This is a genomic window from Pseudomonas sp. GD03858, from assembly GCF_029840925.1.
Taxonomy (GTDB): Bacteria; Pseudomonadota; Gammaproteobacteria; order Pseudomonadales; family Pseudomonadaceae; genus Aquipseudomonas.
Genome location: NZ_JAOCDM010000075.1, coordinates 1 through 26,736, shown reverse-complemented (window position 1 = coordinate 26,736; position 26,736 = coordinate 1). Strand labels below are relative to the sequence as shown.

General features: G+C 67.1%; 11 protein-coding genes. 7 read left to right on the top strand and 4 right to left on the bottom strand.

Going from position 1 to position 26,736, the window contains the following annotated elements:
- The 4 genes from N5D48_RS17965 to N5D48_RS17950 form a co-directional block, all read left to right on the top strand.
- Positions 1–825, top strand: an 825-nt coding sequence (locus tag N5D48_RS17965) for a phosphopantetheine-binding protein (RefSeq protein ID WP_279886833.1), incomplete at its 5' end; no start/stop codon positions are given.
- Positions 822–15,356, top strand: a complete 14,535-nt coding sequence (locus tag N5D48_RS17960; protein ID WP_279886832.1) for a non-ribosomal peptide synthetase — start codon at positions 822–824, stop codon at positions 15,354–15,356. The genes N5D48_RS17965 and N5D48_RS17960, both read left to right, overlap by 4 nt.
- A gap of 112 nt (positions 15,357–15,468) precedes the next feature.
- Complete coding sequence (macA, locus tag N5D48_RS17955) at positions 15,469–16,623, top strand: macrolide transporter subunit MacA (protein WP_279886829.1); 1,155 nt, start codon at positions 15,469–15,471, stop codon at positions 16,621–16,623.
- A gap of 2 nt (positions 16,624–16,625) precedes the next feature.
- Complete coding sequence (locus N5D48_RS17950) at positions 16,626–18,629, top strand: MacB family efflux pump subunit (RefSeq protein ID WP_279886827.1); 2,004 nt, start codon at positions 16,626–16,628, stop codon at positions 18,627–18,629.
- A 308-nt stretch (positions 18,630–18,937) separates the two neighbouring features.
- Here the strand turns inward: N5D48_RS17950 and N5D48_RS17945 are convergent, their stop codons facing one another.
- From N5D48_RS17945 to N5D48_RS17935, 3 genes are all read right to left on the bottom strand, one after another.
- The gene (locus N5D48_RS17945) at positions 18,938–19,594 is read right to left on the bottom strand and encodes a helix-turn-helix transcriptional regulator (protein WP_279886824.1); all 657 of its coding nucleotides are present in this window, start codon (positions 19,592–19,594) and stop codon (positions 18,938–18,940) included.
- 188 nt (positions 19,595–19,782) lie between these two features.
- Positions 19,783–20,340 carry a transcriptional regulator gene (locus N5D48_RS17940; protein WP_279886821.1) on the bottom strand — a complete coding sequence of 186 codons (558 nt, stop codon included), beginning with the start codon at positions 20,338–20,340 and terminating at the stop codon, positions 19,783–19,785.
- A 121-nt stretch (positions 20,341–20,461) separates the two neighbouring features.
- Complete coding sequence (locus N5D48_RS17935; protein WP_279886819.1) at positions 20,462–22,462, bottom strand: U32 family peptidase; 2,001 nt, start codon at positions 22,460–22,462, stop codon at positions 20,462–20,464.
- 149 nt (positions 22,463–22,611) lie between these two features.
- Here N5D48_RS17935 and N5D48_RS17930 point away from each other — a divergent pair, with 149 nt between their 5' ends.
- Positions 22,612–24,288: an AAA family ATPase gene (locus N5D48_RS17930; RefSeq protein WP_279886817.1), complete on the top strand. Its 1,677-nt coding sequence runs from the start codon at positions 22,612–22,614 to the stop codon at positions 24,286–24,288.
- Entirely contained in the window at positions 24,257–25,432 is a 1,176-nt protein-coding gene (locus N5D48_RS17925) for a hypothetical protein (RefSeq protein ID WP_279886814.1), read from the top strand. The genes N5D48_RS17930 and N5D48_RS17925 overlap by 32 nt, the downstream gene beginning before the upstream one ends.
- 36 nt (positions 25,433–25,468) lie before the next feature.
- Here N5D48_RS17925 and N5D48_RS17920 read toward each other — a convergent pair whose 3' ends face one another.
- Positions 25,469–25,849, bottom strand: a complete 381-nt coding sequence (locus tag N5D48_RS17920) for a RidA family protein (protein ID WP_279886812.1) — start codon at positions 25,847–25,849, stop codon at positions 25,469–25,471.
- A 169-nt stretch (positions 25,850–26,018) separates the two neighbouring features.
- Here N5D48_RS17920 and N5D48_RS17915 point away from each other — a divergent pair, with 169 nt between their 5' ends.
- A complete protein-coding gene (locus N5D48_RS17915; protein ID WP_279886810.1) occupies positions 26,019–26,714 on the top strand; it encodes a tRNA (adenine(22)-N(1))-methyltransferase TrmK in 696 nt (231 codons plus the stop codon).
- The last annotated feature ends 22 nt before the right edge of the window (positions 26,715–26,736 follow it).

Here is a 26,736-nt window from a genome sequence, read left to right as displayed (position 1 = left end):
CAGGATCCGCTGCCACAGGGCGCGCTGCCGATTGGCCGGCCGATCGACAACACCCGGCTGTACGTGCTCGATGGCCATGACCAGCCCGTGCCGATCGGCGTGGCCGGCCAGCTGCACATCGGCGGTGCCGGGGTGGCGCGTGGCTACCTTGGGCTGGCGGAGCAACAGGCCGAGCGCTTCATCGCCAGCCCGTTCAACGAGGGCGAGCGCCTGTACCGCAGCGGCGATCTGGTGCGCCAGCGCGCCGATGGCGTGCTCGAGTTCCTCGGACGCAGCGACCATCAGATCAAGCTGCGCGGTCTGCGCATCGAGCCAGGCGAGATCGAAGCCTGCCTGGCACGCCAGCCCGGCGTGCGCGAAGCCGTGGTGCTGGTGCATGACGCCGCGCCCGCGGGGCCACGCCTGGTGGCCTACCACACGGGCGAGCCGCAGTTGGCCGAGGTCCTGCGCCAAGCGCTGCTGGCGCGGCTGCCGGAGTACATGGTGCCGGCGCTGTTCGTCCACCTCGAGGCGCTGCCGCTGACCCCCAACGGCAAGCTCGACCGCAAGGCGCTGCCGACGCCGGAGCTGCCGGCGCGCGTTTACGAAGCGCCGCAAGGCGACACCGAACAGCTGCTGGCCGGGATCTGGGCCGAACTGTTGGGCGTGGAGCGGGTAGGGCGGCACGACAACTTCTTCGAACTGGGTGGCCACTCGCTGCTGGCGGTGACCCTCACCTCGCGTCTGCGCGAAGCCGGCCTGGAGGCCGACGTGCGCAGCCTGTTCGAACACCCGACGCTGGCAGGTTATGCCGCCATCACAGACAGAATGGAGATCGTCCTGTGAGCATCAACGAACTACTGGCGACACTGACCGCCAACAATGTCCAGCTGGCACTCAAGGACGGCCAGCTGGCGGTCCAGGGCAACCGCCAGGCCTTGACCGACGCGAACCTGGTGGCGCAGCTGCGCGAACACAAGCCGGCGCTGCTGGCGTTGCTGGCCAGCGGTGAATACGTGGCCAGCCGCCAAGGCACGGTCGAGGTCCCGGAAAACCGCATTGCGCAAGGCTGCGCGCGGATCATCCCGGACTTGCTCAGCCTGGTCGAGCTCGACCAGGCGAGCATCGATCGGGTGGTCGCCAGCGTGCCCGGCGGCGCCGCCAATGTGCAGGACATCTACCCGCTGGTACCGTTGCAGCAGGGCATGCTGTTCCACCATGCCAGCGCGGGCGAGCACGACCCCTATGTGATGCAGGCGCGCTTCGTGTTCGCCAGCGCTGAGCGGGTGCAGGCCTTCGCCCAGGCGCTGCAGGGGGTTATCGACCGCCACGACATCCTGCGCACCTCGGTGTACTGGAGGGACATCGAGACCCCGGTGCAGGTGGTCTGGCGCCATGCCACGCTGTGCGTCACGCACCTGCCGGCCGGGCAGGCGCCCGAGACCGCTTTCGACCTGGGCAAGGCACCGCTGATCCGCCTGCAATGCCAGGCCGCCGAGGCAGATGGCCGGGTCCACGCGACTTTGCAGTTCCACCATGTGGCCATGGATCACAGTGCGCTGGAGGTGGTGCGTCACGAAATGCTTGCCTTCCTGCTGGGCGACGGTGCCCGGCTGGGGCGACCGGTACCGTTTCGCAACCATGTGGCCCAGGCCTTGCTGGGCGTGGGGGAGGCCGAGCACGAAGCGTTCTTCGGCGACATGCTGGGCAGTGTCGACGCGCCAACCCTGGCTTATGGCCTGAGCGATGTGAAGGGCGACGGCGCGGCACTGAACGAATATGCCGTGGATCTCGACCTGCCGCTGTGCCGCGCCTTGCGCGGCCTGGCGCGCACCCGTGGGGTGAGCGTCGCCAGCCTGTTCCACCTGGCCTGGGCACGGGTGCTGGGCGGTCTGACCGGGCGCGATCGGGTGGTGTTCGGCACGGTGCTGATGGGCCGCCTGCTGGGGGCGGAGGCTACCGAGCGGGCACTGGGCATCTTCATCAATACCTTGCCGCTGCGCGTGGACCTGGACGGCGCCGACCTGGCCGTGGCGATCAAGGCGACCCACCAGCGCCTGAGCAGCCTGATGCGCCACGAGCATGCGCCACTGGCCCTGGCCCAGCGCTGCAGCGGCGTGGCAGCGCCAACGCCGTTGTTCAACGCCTTGCTCAACTATCGCCACAGTGCGCCTTCGGGCGCCGAGGCGGTACGCCGGGCCGGTTGGGCCGGCATCGAGATCGTGCATGCCGCCGAGGCCACCAACTACCCGCTGACCCTGAGCGTCGACGACTTCGGCGAAGCCTTCCGCCTGACCCTGCTGGCCAGTCCCGAGGTGCCGGCGCAGCGCGTCTGCGGCTATCTGGAACAGGCGCTGCGCAGCCTGCTCGAGGGCGCGCTCGGCGAGGTTCGCGCGTTGCCCATGCTGCCGCCCGAGGAGCGCGAGCAGTTGCTGGAGGGTTTCAACCAGACGCCGGGCCGCCCGGCCACCAGCGGCACCCTGCACCCGCGCATCGAGGCCATCGCCCAGGCGTACCCGGACGCCACCGCCGCCACTTGCCAGGGGCAGGTGCTGAGCTATGCCGAGCTGAACCGTCGCGCCAATGCCCTGGCCCATCACCTGATCGCCTTGGGCGTGCGCCCCGATGACCGGGTCGCGGTGCTGGCCCGCCGTGGCCTGGACACGCTGATCGGGCTGTTGGCCGTGCTCAAGGCCGGTGCCGGCTATGTCCCGGTGGACCCGGCCCACCCCGACGAGCGCGTGCGCTACCTGCTCGACGACAGCGCCCCGGTGGCGGTGCTGACCGTGCAAGCCCTGCGCGGGCGACTGGGGCCGCTCGGGGTACCGGTGCTGGACCTCGACCGGCCCGACTGGCCGGCCCGCGAGGACGACCCCGTGGTCGCGGGGCTGAACGCGACGCACCTGGCCTATGTGATCTACACCTCCGGCTCCACTGGCCAGCCCAAGGGCGTGATGGTCGAGCACCAGACCCTGAACAACCTGGTGGACTGGCACTGCCGGGCGTTCGACCTGTGCCTGGGCCGGCATACCTCGAGCCTGGCCGGCTTCGGCTTCGACGCCATGGCCTGGGAGATCTGGCCGGCGCTCGCCAGCGGGGCGGTCCTGCACCTGGCGCCGCCAGGCGAGGGCCATGAGGACCTCGACACCCTGCTCGCCTGGTGGCGTGGGCAACCCCTGGACGTGAGCTTCCTCCCCACACCTGTGGCCGAGTACGCCTTCAGCCATCAACTGGAACATCCGACCTTGCGCACGCTGCTGATCGGCGGAGACCGCCTGCGCCAGTTCAATCGCACCCAGACCTTCGCCGTGGTCAACAACTACGGCCCTACCGAGACCACGGTGGTGGCCAGCTCCGGAAGGGTCGAGGCCGGTGGCGCGCTGCATATCGGCAGGCCGGTGGACAACGCCCGGCTGTACGTGCTCGACGCGGGTCTGCAACCGGTGCCCCTGGGCGTGCCGGGCGAGCTGTATGTCGGTGGCGCCGGGGTCGCCCGTGGCTACCTGAACCGTCCTGAATTGACCGCCGAACGGTTCCTCGAGGACCCGTTCGCCGGGCGCCCGGACGCGCGCATGTACCGTACGGGCGACCTGGTGCGCTGGTTGGACGACGGCAGCCTGGAGTACCTGGGGCGCAACGACGACCAGGTGAAGATCCGCGGCGTGCGGATCGAGTTGGGCGAGATCGAAAGCCGCCTCGCCAGCCTGCCGGGGATCAACGAGGCGGTGGTGCTTGCCCGTGAGGATCAACCGGGCCAGTCGCGCCTGGTGGCCTATTTCACGCCGCGGCCGGACATCGAGGCGCCGCAGCCGGAACTGCTGCGCAGCCAGCTGCTGGCGCATCTGCCGGCGTACATGGTGCCGGTGGCCTTCGTCACCCTGGCAGCGTTGCCGCTGACCGCCAACGGCAAGCTCGACCGTCGGGCACTGCCGGCGCCGGAGCGTTCGGCGCTGTTCGAGCAGGCGTACGTGGCCCCCGAGGGGGAGTTGGAAACCGCCCTCGCCGAGCTCTGGGCGCAGCTGCTGCAGGTGGAGCGGGTAGGGCGTCACGATGATTTCTTCGCCCTGGGCGGCCATTCGCTGCTGGCCATGCGCATGGTCTCGCAGGTGCGACTGAGGCTGGGGGTGGAACTGACCCTGGCCGAGCTGTTCGCCAATGCCGAGCTGGCGGCGCTGGCCCAGGTGCTGGCCGGCGCCGGGCGCAGCGTGCTGCCCGCGATCGTGCCGGTGCCACGCGGGCAGCCGCTGCCATTGTCGTTCGCCCAGCAGCGGCTGTGGTTCCTCGCCCAGCTCGAAGGCGGCAACCAGGCCTACAACGTGCCGCTGGCCCTGGGCTTGCGCGGTGAACTCGATGTCGAGGTCCTGGAGCGTGCGCTGCTGTGCATCGTCGCGCGTCATGAAAGCTTGCGCAGCCGCTTCGTGCCCAGCGGCGACAGTGCCCAAGTGCAGCTGCTGGACACGCCGCAGGCAGGCTGGCTGCGCCGCGAGACGATCGCGCCCGAAGCCCTGGCCGAACGCCTGCAACGAGAGGCGCTCGCGCCCTTCGACCTGCTCGCCGGGCCGCCAGCGCGCGCCAGCGTGCTGCAACTGGACGGGCAGCACCATGTGCTGATCCTCACCCTGCACCATATCGTTGCCGATGGCTGGTCCCTCGGCGTGCTGACCCGCGAGCTCGGCGCGCTGTATGCGGCCCTGCGCGCAGGCCAGGACGATCCACTGCCGGCGTTGGCCATTCAATATGGCGACTATGCCGTGTGGCAGCGTCGCTGGCTGGCCGGCGAGCAGGTACAACGCCAGGTCGACTACTGGCGCGAAGCCCTCGACGGCGCGCCGAGCCTGCTGAACCTGCCCTGCGACCGGCCACGCCCGGCACGCCAGGACTTCAGCGGTGCCAGCCTGGCACTGCGCCTGGACGAACGCCTGGGCGCTGGCCTGCGCAGCCTGGCCCGGCGGCATCAGGCAACCTTGTACATGGTCTTGCTCGGCGCCTGGGCCGCGACCTTGGCACGCCTGGCCGGGCAGGCCGAGGTCGTGGTCGGTTGCCCGGTAGCCGGGCGCGGCAGTGCCGAACTGGAACCGCTGGTGGGACTGTTCGTCAACACCCTGGCGGTGCGCATCGAAGCCGCCGGGGCGATCAGTGCCGAAACGTTGCTGGGCCAGGTCAAGGCGCGTCTGCTGCAGGCTCAGGCGCACCAGGACCTGCCATTCGAGCAGGTGGTCGAGGCCGTTCGCCCGACGCGCAGCCTGGCGCATACGCCGTTGTTCCAGACCACGCTGAACTGGCAGGCCGGCGAGGGCCCGGTCCTGAGCCTGGAAGGATTGCGCCTGGAAGCGGTGGCGCAGACCAACCAGGTGGCCAAGTTCGACCTGTCGCTGACCTTGGGCGAGCAGGGCGAGGCCCTGACCGGCAGCCTGGAGTACGCGACGGCGTTGTTCGACGAGGCCCGTGTGCAGCGCATCGGCGGCTACTTCGAAGCGATGTTGCGGGCCATGGTGGCCAACGATCAGCAGCCACTGGCCGATGTGCCACTGGTGCTTGGCGCGGAGCGTCGGCGCCTGCTGCACGTTTTCAACAACACGCGGCGGCTGTTCCCGCTCGGGCAGACCGTGCATGGCATGATCGAGGCCCATGCCGCGCTGACTCCGGCGCGCGTGGCAGCGGTGGCGGATGGGGCGCATCTGAGCTATGGCGAACTGAACCGCCAGGCCAACGCCCTGGCCCATCATCTGGTCGAACTTGGCGTGCGCCCCGATGACCGCGTGGCGGTGGTCGCCCGCCGTGGCCTGGACACCTTGGTGGCGATGCTCGCGGCGCTCAAGGCCGGCGCTGGCTATGTGCCGGTGGACCCGGCCCATCCTGACGAGCGCCTGCGCTATCTGCTCGACGACAGCGCCCCCGTGGCGGTGCTGGCCCAGCAGGCGCTGTTCGATCGCTTGCAGGGGCTGACGGTGCCGCTGCTGGCGCTCGATCGCCCGGACTGGCCGGCGCGGGACGACAATCCGCAGGTGCCTGGGCTGGGCGAGAAGCATCTGGCCTATGTGATCTACACCTCCGGCTCCACCGGCGAGCCCAAGGGGGTGATGGTCGAGCACCAGGCCCTGGCCAACCTCGTGCATTGGCACTGCAAGGCCTTCGAGCTGGGCGCCGGGGATCACACCGCCAGCGTTGCCGGGTTCGGTTTCGACGCCATGGCCTGGGAAGTCTGGCCGGCGCTGTGTGCCGGGGCCGTGCTGCACCTGCCGCCCGCGACATTGGGCAACGAGCAGCTCGATGCGCTGCTGGCCTGGTGGCTGGAGCAGCCGCTCAAGGTCGCCTTCCTGCCCACGCCGATCGCCGAATACGCCTTCGCCCAGGGGCTGCGCCATCCGACCCTGCGCACCCTGCTGATCGGCGGCGACCGCTTGCGCCAGTTCCACGCCGACCCTGGGTTCGTGGTGGTCAACAACTATGGCCCCACCGAAGCCACCGTGGTCGCCAGCTCCGGCCTGGTGCTGCCCGGTGGCACACTGGATATCGGCCGGCCGATCGCCAACACCCGCCTGTACCTGTTGGACGAAGCGCGTCAGCTGGTGCCCCTGGGCAGCACCGGAGAGCTGTACGTGGGCGGAGCCGGCGTGGCGCGGGGCTATCTGAACCGCCCTGAACTGAGCGCCGAACGCTTCGTCGACGACCCCTTCGACGAACTGCCCGGCGCGCGCATGTACCGTACTGGTGACCTGGCGCGCTGGAATGCCGACGGCACCCTGGATTACCAGGGACGTAACGATGACCAGGTCAAGATTCGCGGGCTGCGTATCGAACTGGGCGAGATCGAGGCCCAGCTGCTGCGTCTGCCGGGCATCGACGAGGCACTGGTGCTGGCCCGGGAGGACATCCCTGGCGAGCCTCGGTTGCTGGCCTGGTTCATCGCCCAGGACGACGCTCCCGCGTCGGCGCAACTGCGGGCCAGCCTGGCCCTGCGGTTGCCGGCCTACATGCTGCCAGCAGCGTTGGTACGGCTGGACAGCTGGCCATTGACCAGCAATGGCAAGATCGACCGTCGCGCGTTGCCGGCGCCTGAGCGCGAAGCCTTGGCCGGGCAGGTCCACGAGGCCGCTGAAGGTGCACTGGAGATGGCCTTGGCCGAGCTGTGGCGTGAACTGCTGCATGTCGACAAGGTCGGCCGCCACGACCGGTTCTTCGAACTGGGTGGCCATTCGCTGCTGGGCATGCGCATGGTTGGCCAGGTACGCCAGCGCCTGGGGCTGGAGCTGTCGCTTGGCCAGCTGTTCGCCGACGACCGCCTGCTGGCGGTGGCCTCCGCGCTGCAAGGCGCCGCGCCATCCGGGCTGGCACCGATCGAGGCGGCGCCGCGTGGTCAGTCGCAGCCGTTGTCGTTCGCCCAGCAGCGCCTCTGGTTCCTGGCGCAGATGGACGACGCCAGTGCCGCCTACCACATTCCCCTGGCCCTGGAACTGCTGGGACCACTGGACCGTCCGGCTCTGCAGCGTGCCCTGGCGCGCATCGTCGAGCGTCACGAGAGCCTGCGCAGCCACTTCGCCCAGGAGGGCGCCGAAGCGCGCGTGCGAGTGACGCCCGGTGACGGCGGCTTCAGCCTGGGCTGGCACGACCTGCGTGGCCAGGGCCAGGCGTTGGCCGGGCTGCTGCGCGAGGAAGCGCTGCTGCCGTTCGACCTGGGCCATCAGCTGCCGATCCGTGGGCGCCTGCTGTGCCTGGAGCAGGACCGCCATGCGTTGCTGCTGACCCTGCACCATATCGTGGCCGACGGCTGGTCGATGGGTGTGTTCACCCAGGAACTGGCGGCCCTGTACCAGGCGTTCGCCGCTGGCGAGCCCGACCCGCTGCCAGCGCTGGCGATCCAGTACGGCGACTATGCCATCTGGCAACGGCGCTGGCTGGCCGGGGACGAGCTGCAACGTCAGGGCGACTACTGGCGTCAGGCCCTGGCCGCGGCGCCGGCACTGCTGACCCTGCCCACCGACCGAGTCCGCCCGGCGCGTCAGGATTACCACGGCGAGCGGGTCGAGGTTCGCCTGGACCGGCGCTTGAGCGCTGATCTCAAGGACCTCTGCCATCGCCACGCGATCACCCCGTTCATGCTGTTCGGCGCGGCCTGGGCGGTGCTGCTGGCGCGGCTGTCCGGCCAGGCCGAGGTGGTCATCGGCACCCCGGTGGCGAACCGTCGGCATGCCGAGGTCGAGGGGCTGATCGGCCTGTTCGTCAACAGCCTGGCCCTGCGTATCGACACCGCCGGCGCGCCGGATGTGGCCGCGCTGCTGGCCCGGGTCAAGGCCTGCGTCAGCCTGGCCCAGGACCATCAGGACATTCCCTTCGAGCAGGTCGTCGAGTTGCTGCAACCGTCCCGCAGCCTGGCCCATACACCGCTGTTCCAGGTGTCGCTGGCGTGGAACGGCGCGGCGGTGGAGGCCGTGCAGCTGGACGGTCTGCAGCTGGCGCCGCTGGGCACGCCGCAAGCCATCGCCAAGTTCGACCTGACCCTGAGCCTGGGCGAGACCGCCGAAGGCTTCGCCGGCACCCTGGAGTTCGCCACCGCGCTGTTCGACCGAACAACCATCGAGCGTCATGTCGGCTACCTGGAGCAATTGCTCTGGGCCTTCGCCGGCAGTGACCTGACGGTGCCGGCCAGGGTCGAGCTGCTCGGCGCCGCCGAACGCCGCCAGGAGCTGGTCACCTGCAACGCCAGCGAGCTGGTCGGTGGCCTGCAACAGCCGGTGCAGGCGTTGTTCGAGGCCCAGGTGGCGCGGTCGCCTCAGGCTATCGCGGTGCAAGCCGAGGACGCTCAGCTGAGCTACCAGCAGCTCAACCAGGCAGCCAACCGTCTGGCCCATGCGCTGATCACCCGTGGCGTGCGTCCCGACAGCCGGGTGGCCGTCTGCCTGGCCCGCGGGCCGCAGTTGCTGGTCGGCCTGCTGGCGGTGCTCAAGGCCGGTGGCGCCTACGTGCCGCTGGATCCGAGCTACCCGGATGAGCGCCTGGCCTTCATGCTCGCGGACAGCGCGCCGCAGGCACTGCTGGTGGACGCGACCAGCCGTTCGCGTTTCGCCGCCAGCCAGGTGCCGTGTCTTGACCTGGACCAGCCGAGCTGGGCCGCCGAGCCTGTACACAACCCGCAGGTCAAGGGGCTCGGCGCGCGGCACTTGGCCTATGTGATCTACACCTCCGGCTCCACCGGCACGCCGAAGGGGGTGATGGTCGAGCACCGCAGCCTGTGCAACCTGGTGCATTGGAGTTCGCGCCTGATCGCCCCGAGCGTCGACGGCGCGCTGCTGCACAAGACCCCGGTCAGCTTCGATGCCTCGGTGTGGGAGCTGTTCTGGCCGCTGTGCGCCGGGCTGCGGCTGGTGCTCGCTCGCGCCGATGGGCAGCGCGACCCGGCCTACCTGGCCGCCGTGATCCAGCGCCGGCGGGTCGCTGTCGTGCAGTTCGTCCCGGCATTGCTGCAGCAGTTCCTGGCGCTGGAGAGCAGCGCGGCCTGCGACAGCCTGACCGACATCGTCTGCGGTGGCGGCGAGCTGACCTCTGCCTTGGTGCGGCAACTGCGCACGCGCCTGCCAAAGGTTCGCCTGCACAATGTCTATGGGCCGACCGAGACTACCGTCGACTGCAGCGTCTGGACCCTGGAGCCGGGCCAGCCGCTGCCGGAGGGCGCGCCACCGATCGGTCGTCCGATCGCCAACACCCGACTCTATGTGCTCGACGACCAAGGGTTGCCGGTACCTCGCGGCGTGGTCGGCGAACTGCACATCGCTGGCGTTGGCGTCGCACGGGGTTACCTCGGCTTACCGGAGCTGGACGCCGAGCGCTTTGCCGACAGCCCGTTCGTGGTGGGCGAACGCCTGTACCGCAGTGGCGATCTGGTGCGCCGCCGCGCCGACGGCGAACTGGAGTTCCTCGGTCGCCGCGACTTCCAGGTCAAGCTGCACGGCTTGCGTATCGAACTGGGCGAGATCGAGGCCTGCCTGGCGAGCCACGACGCCGTGCGCGAGGTCGCGGTGCTGCTGCGGGGCGAGCGCCTGGTGGCCTGGTTCAGCGTGCGCGAGGGCGCCGATGTACCGAGCATCGACGCGCTGCGCAAGCATGTCCGGGCGCGATTGCCGGACTATATGGTGCCGTCGGCCTACGTGACGCTACAGGCGATGCCATTGACCGCCAACGGCAAGCTCGACCGCCAGGCCCTGCCCGAACCGGGCGCCGAGGCGGTGCTCAGGCGCAGCTACGAAGCACCGGTGGGCGTGGCCGAGACTCGCCTGGCGGCACTGTGGGCCGAGCTGCTCAACGTCCCGAGGGTAGGGCGCCATGATCACTTCTTCGAGCTGGGCGGCCATTCGCTGTTGGCGGTGACCCTGGTCTCGCGCCTGCGCGCCGAGGGCCTGGAGGCCGATATTCGCGTGCTGTTCGCCGAACCGACCCTGGCCGCGCTGGCCGCGACCCTGGGACACGAAGGCGGGCAACAGGTGCCGGCCAACCGGATCGGCGCCGACTGCCAGCGCATCACCCCCGACCTGCTGCCACTGGTGGCGCTGCAACAGGCCGAGATCGAGCGGATCGTCGGCCAGGTAGCCGGCGGCGTCGGCAACGTGCAGGACATCTATCCACTGGGGCCGCTGCAGGCCGGTATTCTCTACCACCACCTGGCCAGCGAGGGCGACGACCCCTACCTGTTGCAGGCACGCTTCGCCGTGGCCGACCGTGCGCGGCTGGCGGCCCTGCACCAGGCGTTGGACCAGGTGATCGAGCGCCACGACATCCTGCGCACCTCGCTGGCCTGGGAGGGCTTGGCGCAGCCTGTGCAGGTGGTCTGGCGCCGAGCGCCGCTGCCGGTGATCGAGATCGCCGCCGACGAGCCCCTGGCCTTGCGCCTGGACCTGACCCGCGCGCCGCTGTTGCGCCTTTTGCATAGCCGCGATCCAGACACCGGCACCCTCACCGCGACCCTGCTGTTTCACCATCTGGTCATGGATCACGTCGCCCAGGACGTGCTGCGCGCCGAGCTACAGGCCTGCCTGCTGGAACAACAACGGCACTTGCCGGCGCCGGTGCCGTACCGCAATTACATCGCCCAGGTGCTCAAGGGTGCGGGCGAGGCGGAGCACGAGGCATTCTTCCGCGAGCAACTGGGCGATATCGATGAGCCAACCTTGCCGTATGGCGCGCACGCGCAGCCCCACGCAGATGCCGTGGCCGAGGCCCGCTGCTGGCTGGACGCCGAGCTGGCGCGACGTGTACGCCAGCAGGCCCGGCAGCTGGGTGTCGGCGCCGCCAGCCTGATGCACCTGGCCTGGGGCCTGGTGCTGGGGCAGCTGTCGGGGCGTGACAGTGTCGTGTTCGGTACCGTGCTGTTGGGGCGCCTGCAGGGTGGCGAGGGTGGCGAGCGGGCGCTTGGGGTATTCATCAACACCTTGCCACTGCGCCTGGACCTGGGCCGTCTGCCGGTGCGCGAGGCGCTGCTCGACACCCACCGCCGGCTCACGGGCCTGCTGCTGCACGAGCACGCCCAGCTGGCCTTGGCTCAGCGTTGCAGCGCACTGCCGCCGGGCGCGCCGCTGTTCAGCGCCTTGCTCAACTACCGGCACAGCGCCACCGCGCTGGACCGCGACGCGGTGGCCGGGCAGGCTTGGGCCGGCATCGAGCTGTTGCACGCCGAGGAGCGCAGCAACTACCCCCTGGCCCTGAGCATCGATGACCTGGGCGAGGCCCTCGTCCTCAGCGCCCAGTGCGCCCCCGGAATCGATGCGCGGCGCCTGTGCGCTTACCTGGAGCAGGCGCTCGATGGCCTGGCGACGGCGCTGGAAACCGACCCCGAGCAAGGCTTGGAGCGCCTGAGCGTGCTCTCGGCGCAGGAGCGTCAGCGCCTGGTCGGCGAATACAATGCCAGCGCCCGCGACTACCCACGCGAGCTGCCCGTGCATGGCCTGTTCGAACAGCAGGTGGCGCGTCATCCACTGGCCTTGGCCGCGCTGCACGACGAGCGTCAGCTGACCTACGGCGACCTCAACGAGCAAGCCAACCGCCTGGCCCACTGGCTGATTGGCGAAGGGGTGAAACCGGGCGAACACGTGGCGATCCTGCTGCCGCGCTCGCTGTCGCTGCTGCTGGCGCAGCTGGCGGTGCTCAAGTGCGCTGCGGTCTACGTGCCACTGGATAGCAACGCCCCGGCCGAACGCCAGGCGTTCATGGCCCGTGATTGCCAGGCCGTGGCCCTGCTGACCCTGGGAGGCATGGCCGGTGACTGCGGCGTGCGGCGCATCGACCTCGACTGCCTGGCGCTCGACGACCAGCCCGCGCACAACCCGGGCCTGTCGGTGGCCGGCGGAGCGCCAGCCTATGTGATGTACACATCCGGCTCCACCGGTACGCCGAAGGGTGTGCGCGTGGCGCACCGGGGCATTGCCCGGCTGGTGCTGAACAATGGCTATGCCGACTTCAACGCCCGTGACCGTATCGCCTTTGTCTCCAACCCGGCCTTCGACGCTGCCACCATGGATGTCTGGGGCGCGTTGCTCAATGGCGGGCAGGTGCTGGTGATCGACCACCAGACCCTGGTGGAGCCCGCGCAGTTCGGCATGGCCCTGCGCGATGGCGGCGCCAGCGTGCTGTTCGTCACCACGGCGCTGTTCAACCAGTACGTGCAACTGATCCCCGAGGCCCTGGCTGGCCTGCGCATACTGCTGTGCGGTGGCGAGCGTGGCGATCCGGGCGCCTTCCGCGCGCTGCTGGCGCAGGCGCCGGGGTTGCGTCTGGTGCATTGCTACGGACCCACGGAAACCACGACCTATGCCACCACCTACGAGATCTCTGCGCTGGAGCAAGGCGCGGAGCACGTGCCGATCGGCCGGCCTATCGGCAATACCACGGTCTATGTGCTCGACCATCAGGGGCGGGTGGCGCCGGAGGGCGTGGCCGGCGAGCTGTACATCGGTGGCGACGGCGTGGCACTGGGCTACCTCAATCGCCCGCAACTGACCGCCGAACGCTTCCTCGATGACCCGTTCGCGGCCCAGGCCGGTGGCCATCTATATCGCACCGGCGACCTGGCCCGCTGGCGCGCCGACGGCCTGCTGGAATGCCTGGGGCGCAGCGACGACCAGGTCAAGATCCGCGGTTTCCGCATCGAGCTGGGCGAGATCGAGCAGCAGCTGGCCCGCTGCCCTGGGCTGGACGAGGTGGTGGTCATGGCCCAGCGGCTGGAGCAGGGACCGCTGCGCCTGGTGGCCTGGTATACCCGCCACGACGAGGCGCTCGATGGGCCGGCGCTACGCGCCTTCCTGCGCGAGCGCCTGCCGGAATACATGCTGCCGGCGGCCTATGTGGCGCTGCCGACCTTGCCGTTGACCAACAATGGCAAGGTCGACCGCAAGGCCTTGCCGCCGCCTGCTGCGCAGGACATGGCGGTGGCCGTCTTCGAAGCGCCGGTCGGCACCCTGGAGCTGGCGCTGGCCCAGCGGTGGGCGCAGGTACTGGAAGTCGAGCGGATCGGGCGCCACGACAGCTTCTTCGAGCTGGGCGGGCACTCGCTGCTGGCGATTCGCCTGGTCAGCGAGCTGGATCGTGCGGGCTTGACCACTAGCCTGGCGGAGCTGTTCCAGTACCCCAGCGTGGCGGCGCTGGCCGAACGCCTGGGGCAACGCGAGGCGCCGGAACGGGACGATGGCCTGGTCACCGTGCGCGCTAGCGGCAGCCAGCCGCCATTGTTCCTGATCCATGAGTTCAGCGGCCTGGACCTGTACTTCCCGGTCCTGGGCCGGCATATCCCGGGCGACTTCCCGATCTATGGCTTGCCGGGCGTGCCGGTCGGCCAGCCGCAGCTGTTCACCCTGGAGTGCCTGGCGACGCGCCTGGTGCGGCGGATTCGCAGTGTGCAGCCGCAAGGACCGTATCGCCTGGCTGGTTGGTCGTTTGGCGGGGTGCTGGCCCACGAGGTGGCGGCTCAGTTGCTGGGGGCGGACCAGGCGGTGGCGTTCGTCGGCCTGATCGACAGCTACGTGCCGCGCCTGACGGATCAGGGCAAGGCGCGTTGGCAAGGGTCGCAGCTGGCCGAGGCGCAGCTGCTGTTGCACTGTCGCAGCCACTGGCAGGCCGAGGGCGAGGCCGGTACCGCACAACTGGCCGAGGTCGAGGCGCTGCAGTGCGCGGGGTTGGCGTTCGACGCGTTGCTGGCCCATTGCCGTGAGCGGCATTTGCTGCTGCCGGGACTGATCCAGGCCAGTGACGAGCAATTGCGTCATTTCTTCGAGCGTCAAGTCGCCCACGGCCATGCCTTGGCCCATTACCACCTGGCGCCGCTACCTGTGCCGTTGCATCTGTTGCGTGCCGAACAGCGCAGCGCGGGTATCGTCTGCGACAGCCCGACGCTGGGTTGGGCCGAAGCGCTGCCGGATCAGGCGTTGCACTGCGTGGACGTGCCGGGGGATCACCAGAGCATGGTGCAGGAACCCCATGTGGCCGTGCTCGGGCAGGCCATCGCCGAGGCCATGGGCGCCGTTCAGGCCCGCGACTTGCCGAGGCACCAGCCGTTGCTGGCGATCCAGAGCGGTGTTCCCGGGCATGTGCCGGTGTTCTGCGTGCCGGGCGCCGGCGACAGCGTCACCAGCTTCATCGGCCTGGCCGAGGCGCTGGGGCCGGACTGGCCGGTGCATGGGCTGCAGGCCCGTGGACTGACGGTGGGCGAGGTGCCGCACAGCAGCGTGGAAGCCGCCGCCGATTGTCAGCTGCAGGCCATCGAGGCGTTCTACCCCGAAGGGCCGCTGAACCTGGTCGGGCATTCATTCGGCGGGTGGGTGGCGCATGCGTTGGCCCTGCGCCTGCAGGCCAAAGGCCGCGAGGTGCGCTCGCTGACCCTGATCGACAGCGAAGCGCCGGGTGGGGAGGGTAGCTGTGGCACGCCGCACACCTTCACCGCCGCCCTGCAACGGCTGGTGGCATCGTTGCAGCTGTCTACCGGCAAGTCCTTGGGTATCGATGCCCTGGCCTTCGCCGAGGCCGATGACCAGGTACAGCTGGCGCAGTTGCATGGCGCCATGGTGCGGGTCGGCCTGATGCCCGCGCGTTCCTCTCCATCGGCGCTGGCCGGGGTCACCCGTACATTTTCCACGGCGCTGCGCACGGTCTATCGACCAGAGGGCCAGTTCAAGGGCCTGGCGCGGCTGGTGCTGGTGGCGGACCCGAGCCTGGACGCCGCTGGCAATCAGCGTGAGCAAGGGGCGATGGAGCAGGGGTGGCGTCAGTTGCTGCCGCAGTTGGAGGTGTGGCGAGGGCCGGGCAACCACTTCAGCATCCTCAAGGTGCCGGATGTGTTCAGCCTGGCGGCCTGGTGGCATGACGGACAGGCCTTGGCCGCCAAGGCAAGGTCGTCGTGAGGCCGCTTCTGCGGGGCCATGCGCAGTGTCGCAAGGATGAATGTCTGTAGGCGCGGCCTTGTGCCGTGAACGGGCCGCGGCGCGGCCCCTCTTTGATCAGCAGTAGGCACTCATGGAAAAGAGCAAGTTTCGCAAGATCACCCTGGGCGTGGCGGCAGCCCTGGTCGCCGCTATCGTGCTGTATGCGGTGCAGGCACCGGCCAAGCCGCCGCAGTACATTACCGCCTCCGTCGAGCGGGGCGACATCGAAAATGCGGTGCTGGCCACCGGCACCTTGGAAGGGATCCGCCAGGTGGATGTCGGCGCCCAGGTCTCCGGCCAGTTGCGCTCGCTCAAGGTCAAGCTTGGCGACAAGGTGAGCGAAGGCCAGTGGCTGGCCGAGATCGATCCGCTGGTGTTGCGCAACACCCTGCGCCAGGCCGAGGTCGACGCCGAGAAGCTGCAGGCCGAACGGCGCTCCACCCAGGCCAAGCTCAAGCAGGCCAGGCGGGTCTACGAGCGCTACGAGGTGTTGCAGGCCGACGAGTCGATCTCGCGCCAGGACTTCGAGAACGCCGAGTCCGAGTTCGAGGTGCAGCAGGCCAACCTGCGCTCGCTGGACGCGCAGATCAAGAGCGCCCAGGTACAGATCGACACGGCCCGGGTCAACCTTGGCTATACCCGCATCGTCGCGCCGATCGACGGCCATGTGGTCGGCATCGTCACCCAGGAAGGCCAGACGGTGATCGCCAACCAGCTGGCGCCGGTGATCCTCAAGCTGGCCGACCTCGATACCATGACCATCAAGGCCCAGGTGTCCGAGGCCGACGTGATCCATATCGGCCCGGGCCAACAGGTGTACTTCACCATCCTCGGCGACGACAAGCGCTACTACGCCAAGCTGCGCGGCACGGAACCTGCGCCGCAGAACTACCTGGAGAGCAGCGACAAGAGCAGTGGCGCGGCCAGGCAGGTCAGCGCGGTGTTCTACAACGCGCTGTTCGAGGTGCCCAACCCCGAGCATCGCCTGCGTATCGCGATGACCGCCCAGGTGCGCATCGTCCTCGACACCGCCCAGGGCGTGCTGACCGTGCCGGTGGCGGCGCTGGGCCCGCGCGATGCCGACGGCAGCTTCGCGGTGCGGGTGCTCGACGCCAAGGGCTTCGCCCAGGTGCGCAAGGTACAGGCCGGGATCAACAACAACGTCAGGGTCCAGGTCAAGGACGGCCTGGCCGAAGGGGATCGGGTGGTGATCGGCGAGCCGGTGTCGGGCGAGGCAGGGGCGTGAGCATGAACATGAATGTCGAGCTGTCGCCGCATCGTCCGCTGGCGGCCGCGCAGGAGCAACCGTTGTTGCGTCTGGAAGGGGTCGCACGCAGCTTCATGGCGGGTGACCGGGAATTCCTCGCGCTCAAGAACATCGACCTGCAGATCCATGCGGGTGAACTGGTGGCGATCATAGGCGCCTCGGGCTCGGGCAAGTCGACGCTGATGAACATCCTCGGCTGCCTGGACCATGCCAGCGCCGGCAGCTACCAGGTCGGTGGCCGGGAGACCGCCGACCTCGACGACGATGCCCTGGCGGCGCTGCGCCGGGATCATTTCGGTTTCATTTTCCAGCGCTACCACTTGCTGCCGCATCTGGACGCCCTGCGCAATGTGGAGATTCCAGCCGTCTACGCGGGCGCCGCCCAGGCCGAGCGTCACGGGCGGGCCCGCGAGCTGCTGACGCGACTGGGCTTGGCCGGGCACCTGGGGCATCGGCCCAGCCAGCTGTCCGGTGGCCAGCAGCAACGGGTGAGCATCTGCCGGGCGTTGATGAACGGGGGCGAGGTGATCCTGGCCGACGAGCCCACCGGGGCGTTGGACACCGCCAGCGGCAAGGAGGTGATGAATATCCTGCTGGAGCTGCACCGCGCCGGCCACACGGTGATCCTGGTAACCCACGATCCCAAGGTCGCCGCCCATGCCGCGCGCATCATTGAAGTCAGCGACGGGCAGATCGTCAGCGACCGGCGCGTCGCAAGCGAAGCGGTGTCGCCCACGAGCGAGCGGCGATCGCTGCGCCAGGCCGCGCCTCGGCGACTGGTGGCCAGCCTCGGCCTGTTCCGCGAGGCGTTCAAGATGGCCTGGATCGCCCTGATTTCGCACCGCATGCGCACCTTGCTGACCATGCTCGGGATCATCATCGGCATTACCTCGGTGGTGTCGATCTCGGCGATCGGCGAGGGGGCCAAGGGCTATGTGCTCAAGGACATCTCCGCCATCGGCAGCAACACCATCGACATCTACTCCGGCACCAGCTTCGGCGACAGCCGGGCCAAGGCCATCGAGACCCTGGTGCCGGCCGACGTCGGCGCGCTCAACGCGCTGTACTACGTCGACAGCGCCACGCCAGTGATCGGCCAGAGCTCATTGGTGCGCTACCGCAACATCGACGCCGATGTGCAGCTCAACGGCGTCAGCGAGCAGTACTTCCAGGTGCGCAACATTCCGCTGGCCGAGGGCATTGTGTTCAGCGCCGAGGATGCCCGCCGCCAGGCGCAGGTGGTGGTGATCGATCACAACACGCGCAAGCGCCTGTTCGCCGATGGGGTCGATCCGCTGGGGCAGGTGATCCTGGTCGGCAACCTGCCCTGCACGGTGATCGGGGTGGCCGCCGAGAACCGCAACCTGTTCGTTGCCGGCGGCACGCTGAACGTGTGGATGCCCTACGAGACCGCCGCCGGGCGGGTGCTCGGCCAGCGCCACCTGGACAGCATCAGCGTGCGGATCAAGGACGGCATGCCGAGCAAGCGGGTCGAGGAGGAGGTCAACAAACTGATGCTGCAACGCCACGGCACCAAGGACTTCTTCACCAACAACCTCGACAGCATCATGCAGACGGTGCAGAAGACCAGCCGCTCGCTGACGCTGCTGCTGTCGCTGATCGCGGTGATCTCGCTGGTGGTGGGGGGCATCGGGGTGATGAACATCATGCTGGTTTCGGTGACCGAGCGCACCCGCGAGATCGGCATCCGCATGGCGGTGGGCGCACGTCAGTCGGACATTCGCCAGCAGTTCCTGGTGGAGGCGGTGATGGTGTGCCTGATCGGTGGCGTGATCGGGATCGGGCTTTCCTACGGGATCGGCTACCTGTTCGCGTTGTTCGTCAAGCAGTGGCAGATGGTGTTTTCGCTGGGGTCGGTCGTGACGGCGTTCGTCTGCTCGACGCTGATCGGCATCCTGTTCGGCTTCGTGCCGGCGCGCAACGCCGCGCGGCTGGACCCGATCGAGGCGCTCGCGCGGGATTGAGGCTTGCCGCTGTCGCGGCGGTTCGGCGCGCCGAAAAGCCCGCGCCCGCAGGGACCGCCCTTGCTTAACTCCTGTGGGAGCGGGTTCACCCGCGAAGCAAGCGATGCGGTGCTTGGCACCGGCTACGCCGGTGTTCGCGGCTAAAGCCGCTCCCACGGCGACCGCACTGACCTCAAGCCTTGCACAACTCCTGTGGGAGCGGGTTTACCCGCGAAGCAAGCGACGCGGTGCTTGGCACCGGCTACGCCGGTGTCCGCGGCTAAAGCCGCTCCCACAGGGACCGCGCCAGATCGAGGAATCCGAGCCAGTCAGTGGCTGCGTGGCGGCGTCTCGCCGCCATACATCCAGCGCATCAGCGAATGCCGTCCGCTGATGCCCAGCTTGATCGCCGCGCGGCGCAGGTAGCTTTCCACGGTGTTGATCTTGAGCGCCAGGTGTTCGGCCTGCTGCGGCGCGGTGTGGCCGGCGAGCAGGCCGAGGCAGACCTGGCGCTCGCGTTCGGACAGGCTCAGGCCGGCCTGCGCCAGGCGTTCCAGAAAGCGCGCCTGCAACGATTCCTGGGCTGTTCTGGGCGGTGCTTCGGCAGGCGGGCGCAGGGCATCGCCATGCCGCTCCAGCATCGGCAGCAGCAGCGGCGATATGTCCTCGAGCAGATTGCGTTCGTCTGGCGAGAAACCTTCAGTACAGGCGGCACGCAGCACGGTGATCTGGTAGTGGTAGCCGTTCTTGCGCCGGGCCAGGTGCAGGCAGGCCGGATCGCACAGGGCGATGGCCGGGTCGGACAGCACTGTTTCGCAGAGCAGTGGCGTATCGCTGTCAGCGCAGTCGATACGCCACTGACGGATGTGAGTGGCATCGACGGTCAGCTGGGTGCGGATCAGGTCATGCAGCCGGCGCGGAAAATGCGCGCTGCCGGTACTGGCGATGGCTTTGCCGATCTGCGGGAAGGGCAGTTGGGTGGGCATGGTGTCGTCCGTGAGTCAGTGATTGCGGGCGTTGCCTGGGTCCGTTGGCAACGGGGAGCGTTTCGAATGCTAGTACAACGATCGAGTGACCGTTGAATGAAACGCATGATGTCATGATAGTGGCTTTGTCGCGGCAGGCGACCCACTTTTCAGACTGCCGATCATCCCGCAATGTGTCTGGCCTGGGCTCAGGCGGGCGCGCGTGCCCCCTGCAGGAACAACTGTTCAAGTGCCTGCGCGGTATTGGCGCTGGCGGCGCGCCCACGCCGCTCGGCGTCGACCATGCCGTAGATCATGGTCATGAACATCTCGGTGAACACTGCCGCGCTGATATCGATGCGCAGCACGCCCATCTGCTGGGCACGCAGGAAGAACGCATCCATGGCCTGGGTGTAGGCCAGCCAGCGCCGGTCTTCGGCGTCATTGAGCAGGGTGTCGGGGCGATACTGAAACATTAGAAACACCAGCATCTCCCGATGCTTGAGGTGTTCGGCGATCAGGTGACGAATGCCGCTCAGGGGTTCGGCCTGTTTCAGGTCCGCTTCGTGGATGACCTGGTTGAGCACCTGCTCACCATGGTCTTCGAGCATGCTCACCAGATTCTCGCGGGTGCCGCAGAAGCGGTGCAGGGTGGCCTTGCTGACGCCGGCGGTTTCCGCCAGTTCCTTCAGGGTGGCGCGGGGTTGCACGACGATGGCGTGGGCCAGCGCCTTGAGCAGGCGTTCTTCTTGGAGAGAAATTCGCATGAGGGCCTCGGATCACGGTTCGACAAAGCGATAGATACCGAACTGTATCATATGAGACTAAAAAATCTCAAAGGTGAAGCGATCCGCTCCCACGGGCCAGCCCGTGGGAGCGGCAGACGCCTCAGTGCGGCGCGCGCGGGATGGTCTTGAGCAGGTCTTCCGGGCTGATGTGCCCGACCACCTGGGCCACCGCGCTGCCAGGGGTCGGCAGGTCGATGATGTGGCCCTTCATCTTGCCGATCACATGCATTTCGCAAGGCTTGCAGTCGAACTTCAGGGTCAGCACCTCGTCGCCCTGGATCAACTGCATCGGCGCGACCTTGGTGCGCACGCCGGTGACGCCCTTGGCCTGCTTCGGACACAGGTTGAAGGAGAAGCGCAGGCAGTGCTTGGTGATCATCACCGGCACTTCGCCGTGTTCCTCGTGGGCCTCGTAGGCCGCGTCGATCAGCTGCACGCCGTGACGGTGGTAGAAATCGCGGGCCTTCTGGTTGTAGACGTTGGCCAAAAACGACAGGTGCGACTCCGGGTATACCGGTGGCGGCGTGGTCTCGGCCTTGCGTCCGCCCCGCGGGTGCGCCTGCACGCGGGCTTCGGTCAGCGCCTCGATGGCTTCGCGGCGCAGGGCCTTGAGCTGTGAGTTGGGGATGAAGTACGCCTGCGGCGCATCGAGTTCGATGGCGTTGGCATGGTACATCGTGGTCCCCAACTGGCCGAGCAGGTCATGCAGCTGGTCCAGGGCCTGCTGCGGCTTGTTGGCGGCGCCGAACGGGCCGTCCAGGGCCACCTGCACGCTCACGCCTTCCTCGCTGGTGGCGGTCAGCGCCAGGCGTTGCTCGCGCAGCACGGCCTGCCAACGCACGCCGATGCGACGCTCGGCGGAGGTGCGCTGCAAGGCCTGCTGCCAGTTGTGATCGAGGTTGCGCGATAGCGGATGGTTGGGGCGCAGCTTGTGCAGACCCTCGGGCATCTCGTTGGGCTCGACGCGGTAGCGGTAGCGCTTCTGGCCGTCTTCCTCGGACTCGCTCTTGAGCTCGACGATGTTGGCACGGAAACCCACCACCTCGCGCTTGACCAGCACGTTCAGGCCATCGCCGTTGGTCAGCGGCACCTCGGTGAGCACCTGCAGGTCACGCTTGCCGACTTTCTCCACCACGCCCACCGGCAGGCCGGTGAAGGTCGGCGAGTCGAAGGCGCCGATGTCGATCTTGCGCTCGCTGACGAAATAGTCGGTGCTGCCACGGTGGAAGGTCTTGTCCGGATCGGGCACGAAGAAGTGCTCGGTGCGACCGCTCGAGGCGCGCGCCAGTTCCGGGCGGTCCTCGAGGATCGCATCGAGCTCCTTGCGGTAGTGGGCGGTGATGTTCTTCACGTAGCCCACGTCCTTGTAGCGGCCTTCGATCTTGAACGAACGCACGCCGGCGTCGACCAGGTCGCGCAGGTTGGCGGTCTGGTTGTTGTCCTTCATCGACAGCAGGTGCTTCTCGAAGGCGACCACGCGGCCCTGGTCGTCCTTGAGCGTGTACGGCAGGCGGCAGGCCTGGGAGCAGTCGCCGCGGTTGGCGCTGCGACCGGTCTGGGCGTGGGAGATGTTGCACTGGCCGGAGAAGGCCACGCACAGCGCGCCGTGGATGAAGAACTCGATGGCCGCGTCGGTTTCGGCGGCGATGGCGCGGATCTGCTGCAGGTTCAGTTCGCGGGCCAGCACCAGCTGGGAGAATCCGGCCTGGTCGAGGAACCTGGCCCGCTCCAGGGTGCGGATGTCGGTCTGGGTGCTGGCGTGCAGCTCGATCGGCGGGATGTCCAGCTCCATCACCCCCAGGTCCTGGACGATCAGCGCGTCGACGCCGGCGTCGTACAGCTGATGGATCAGCTGGCGCGCGGGCTCCAGTTCGTTGTCGTGGAGGATGGTGTTGATGGTGGTGAACACGCGGGCGTGGTAGCGACGGGCGAACTCCACCAGGCCGGCGATATCGCTGACGTCGTTGCAGGCGTTGTGGCGCGCGCCGAAGCTCGGGCCGCCGATATAGATGGCGTCAGCGCCGTGCAGGATCGCCTCGCGGGCGATGCTGACATCACGGGCAGGGCTGAGCAGTTCCAGGTGATTCTTTGGAAGGGACATGTCGTTATGGTTCGGGCGGTCACGGTAAGGCGGGCATTGTAGCGGTGAAATGACCTTTCGGCACCTCCGCCCGCCTGGTGGGCGGTTGTGCTGGCGGATGGCCGGCGATAAGCTCGATGGCATTTTGCAATTGCCAGGCGGCGTCACGCGTGAACCTCATCCACCTCTATGTCCTTGACCATAAAGCGCTGTATGACCTGAATGTCCCGTTCAGCAGCCAGTTCATCTGCAAGGTCGAGCGCAAAGGCGCCATCAGCATTCACCGACGGCACGACTGGGTGGATTTCTATGATGGCTACCAATGCCAGGCGATCATCGGCCAGAACGGCGCGGGTAAAAGCACGATCCTCGAGGCGCTCAGCGCGCTGGACGGAGAAAGTGAATCTCAGATCGTTGCCATTTTTCATGATGGCGAGCGCGACGAATGCTTCATTTGTTTTACCAATCTGTCCGCACACGGATTCGAAGTGCGTCATTGCGAGATGCGCTACACATACGTGACCGAAACTTCACGGTTTCTGGCCGAGCATGGGCTGGAGCTGGTGCACGTGAACTCGATTTCTGGCAACGGACCTGGCTTTGCGCAGCGCGCCAGACCTAAAACGACAGGGGCGGTGAAGCATCTTACGATCGCGCAGGCCACGCATTCGCGTGCCGCTCGCAAACGCTACTTCAACCGCTACCTCAACTACTTTGAGCACTATCCCCGGGAGCCTTACCAAGAAAACATCAGGTTCGTATTTTCATTCTCTCGCTCATCTGTCGGGCTTGTGGAAAAGGCCATGGATGTTGCCGAGGACAGCGCGGATATTTCCCTGTTGCGCGAATGGCTGGGAGCCTTCGCCGCGATGCGCACCAAGCTGTTCGAACCGCTCAGCGACAACGTCGGCGACAAGCTGATCGAAATGAATGTGCCGTCCATTCTTCAAAGTATCTCCAAGTTGGCCTCCAGTGACCTGTCGTCCTTCCCGGCGCTAATGCGGCGCTACGTAATCGCGGACCTTGACCTGAACCTGTCCATCCGTGAAAAGTTGGCTGAAAGTATTCCAGGCTGGGCACATGAGTTGTCGTTGCCAAAACCATCACGGATGACCCTCCACAATGACGCACTGAAACAGTTGGCGGCCGTGGTGGCCACGCTGGAGGACATAGGGGTTCAGCTTTACCTGGAGAGTCCGAATGAAGACTGGCTCGAAACAGCAGGGGTCGTCATAGAGAGTTTCGAAGCCGTCGAGAACCTGAGGTCGCTGGTCAACCGTCTGCCCGACACCGTGGCCCGCAACATCCACTGGGGCTGGCGCGGTGCGAGCACCGGCGAACTGGCGCGCGCGCATATCTTCTCGGAGCTGTTTAACTACTTGAGTGAACTGCCACAGGACCAGACCCCGATCATCCTGATCGACGAAGCAGACCTGTACCTTCATCCCGAGTGGCAGCGAAAGTTTCTCAGCGACCTGCTGGCACTGTTCCGGCGGGTGCGATCGGGCAGCCCCCCACAACTGATCCTCTGCACCCATTCACCGATCATGGTCAGCGACTTCCTCGCCGATGACATCACTTCCTTGACGCAGGACGAATACGGCCACCCGACGTGCAGCCGCTCCTGCGGATTTGGCAGCAGCATCGCGGATATCTATATGGCCGACATGCACCTGGAGTCGACGTTCGGCGAGCATGCGCGACGCAAGCTGGCAGACTTGCTCGACAACGCCGAGGCCAGCGAGCTGGACGAAGCGGACCGTCTGTTGATCAGCAAGATCTCCAACCAGAACCTGAAGAATCTATTGCTCGCACATGATCAAGATCAACAAGAAACCCAGCATTGACTTCGTCAGACGGTATGCGCATGACGTCGTAGACGGCATTATTTTGCCGCGGCTCACCATTGCCTTGAAGAACGCTCCGTCCGAACTGTCAGCGTTCTTCACCCGAGCCCGCTTGGTACAGCTGGTGGCTACCAGGCCAAAAGATCTTGAGTCAACGATAACGGACGTCTACGCAGCTTTTCCGCAGCTGGCGGAGCGCTATTGCTATTCGATGCTGCTGACAGACGTGAAGATTGCCCTTGAAGCGTTGCCCGAGCACCTGAGCAGCCCCAAACAACGTCAAGCATTCGATAAGGTGCTCCAGCGGACCGTGGCTGCATTGCAGGGGCTTCTTCTGACTCATCCCGCACTTCCCTATACGCAGTATCTGGTCGATCAGCTCATGGCTGATGGCGCCCGCTCCGAAAAGCGTCGCGTGCTCAACAAGCTGAAGGCGGCCAGCGGTGGTACGCACAAATTCTCGAAGGAAGATCGCGCGCGCTTCCCGGATTGGATGAAGGACTTTGCGGATTGTTTCGACTTCGACACGGTAGCCAGGAGGTATGGAGAGCTGCTGTATGCCCTGTGGGGGTTGACCATATGCCCGTACTGCGCGATCGAGCGTATCGAAGGCTATGCACGCATCAATGTGCGACCTGACCTTGATCATTTCTACCCCAGAACGCGCTTTCCGTTCCTTGGCGTCTCATTGTTCAATCTGATCCCCTCTTGTGGGACCTGCAACCAGAAACTCAAGAGAAATCATCCAATGCTCGGCCATGCACACCCTATGCTGAAGGGGCTTGAGCACGATGATATGTTCAGATTCGGTTATGTCCCGGATGGGAATGTCGAACAGTCGCTCAGCGTTCAAGTCTTACCCTTGGCGGATTCGCACAAGGCCAACAACGTGGAGCGCTTCAAGCTGGCAGTCATCTACAACGACAACCGCGGGCTGCGTGCCTGGTTCCACGATGCTCGCGCAACGTTGGATGTTCTCAAGGAGGCGCGATTAGAAAGGCAGCCTAAGGTCATCGAGGCCATGCTGCAGCAACTTGTCGATCTGAACAGGCCCTCTAGCGAGGTCCAAGCGCAGGCATTCAAGGTTGCCGCAGTTAATGACATGACGGGACGGGCGCTCCGGGCGGTACTCCAGTCGCCTTGAGGAATGCCCCTGGACAGGGGCACCCGGACCGATTTGTCAGCCCTTGGCCGCCATCGCCGTCACTTCCACGCGCATGCCATCGAAGGCCAGCGAGGCCACGCCCACCGCGGCGCGGACCGGCCAGGGCTGCTTGAAGAAACGCTGGTACACCTCGTTGAACGCGGCGCGGTCGGCCATGTCGGTGAGGTAGATGGTCAGGTGCAGGACTCGGTCCATGGAGCTGCCGGCGCGCTCCAGGGCCACTTTCAGCGCCTGCAGGGTGCATTCGCTCTGGGTGGTGATATCGCCCAGCTCCAGGCTGCCGTCGGCGTGTACCGGAATCTGGGTGCTGACCAGGATGCCGTTGTACTCGGCCACGTCCGAGGAAATGGAGTCCGCGTCCGGGTCCGGGGTGTAGATGATGTCTGTGTGTGCCATCGAGGGTTCGCCTTGCAACGGAAGGAAAGCGGCAAGCCTACGCGAGCCGGCGGGGCTGGTCGAGGCACAGCGCCGGTCGCCTGCAATTGAAATACGCCGCCTGGCCCGGCAGAATCGCGCCCCGACCCGGCCACAGGCGCCGGGCCCTGGTTGCGACAAGAGGCTGCAGTTGAACGAACATACATTGTCCATGCGCCTGGAGCGCGTGGCGGCCCATGTGCCCGCAGGCGCGCGCCTGGCCGACATCGGCTCGGACCATGGCTACCTGCCGGTGGCGTTGCTGCGCCGCGGCGCGATCGTCGCGGCGGTGGCCGGCGAGGTGGCGCTGACGCCCTTCCTTTCGGCCCAGCGCACCGTGCGCGAGAACGGCCTCGATGCACATATCAGCGTGCGCCATGCCAGCGGCCTGGCGGCGATCGAAGCGGGTGACGGCATCACCGCCATCAGCATCTGCGGCATGGGCGGCGAGACCATCCGTGACATCCTCGAAGCCGGCAAGGCCAATCTTGGCGGCCAGGAGCGCCTGGTGCTGCAGCCCAACGGTGGCGAGCAGCCGCTGCGCCAGTGGCTGATGGACAACGGTTACCGCATCCTGTGCGAGGAAGTGCTGCGGGAAAACCGTTTCGACTACGAGATCATCGTCGCCGAGCGCGGCGACGCCGTGGACTATACCCCCGAACAGCTGTACTTCGGCCCGCTGCTGATGCGCGAGCGCAGCCCGGCCTTCCTGTTCAAGTGGCAGCGCATGCTGCGCCAGAAACAGCAGACCCTGGCCAACTTCGCCCGGGCGCGGCACGCCGTGCCCGAGGACAAGGTGCGCGACATCACCCGCCAGGCGGACTGGATCAGCGCGTTGCTGGCTTGAGGGGCTAGTGTGGTGTTTCACA

Coding starts and splice junctions, on each gene's coding strand:
- macA (WP_279886829.1), top strand. CDS start 15,469: ATGGAAAAGAGCAAGTTTCGCAAGATCACCCTGGGCGTGGCGGCAGCC.
- N5D48_RS17950 (WP_279886827.1), top strand. CDS start 16,626: ATGAACATGAATGTCGAGCTGTCGCCGCATCGTCCGCTGGCGGCCGCG.
- N5D48_RS17945 (WP_279886824.1), bottom strand. CDS start 19,594: ATGCCCACCCAACTGCCCTTCCCGCAGATCGGCAAAGCCATCGCCAGT.
- N5D48_RS17940 (WP_279886821.1), bottom strand. CDS start 20,340: ATGCGAATTTCTCTCCAAGAAGAACGCCTGCTCAAGGCGCTGGCCCAC.
- N5D48_RS17935 (WP_279886819.1), bottom strand. CDS start 22,462: ATGTCCCTTCCAAAGAATCACCTGGAACTGCTCAGCCCTGCCCGTGAT.
- N5D48_RS17925 (WP_279886814.1), top strand. CDS start 24,257: ATGATCAAGATCAACAAGAAACCCAGCATTGACTTCGTCAGACGGTAT.
- N5D48_RS17920 (WP_279886812.1), bottom strand. CDS start 25,849: ATGGCACACACAGACATCATCTACACCCCGGACCCGGACGCGGACTCC.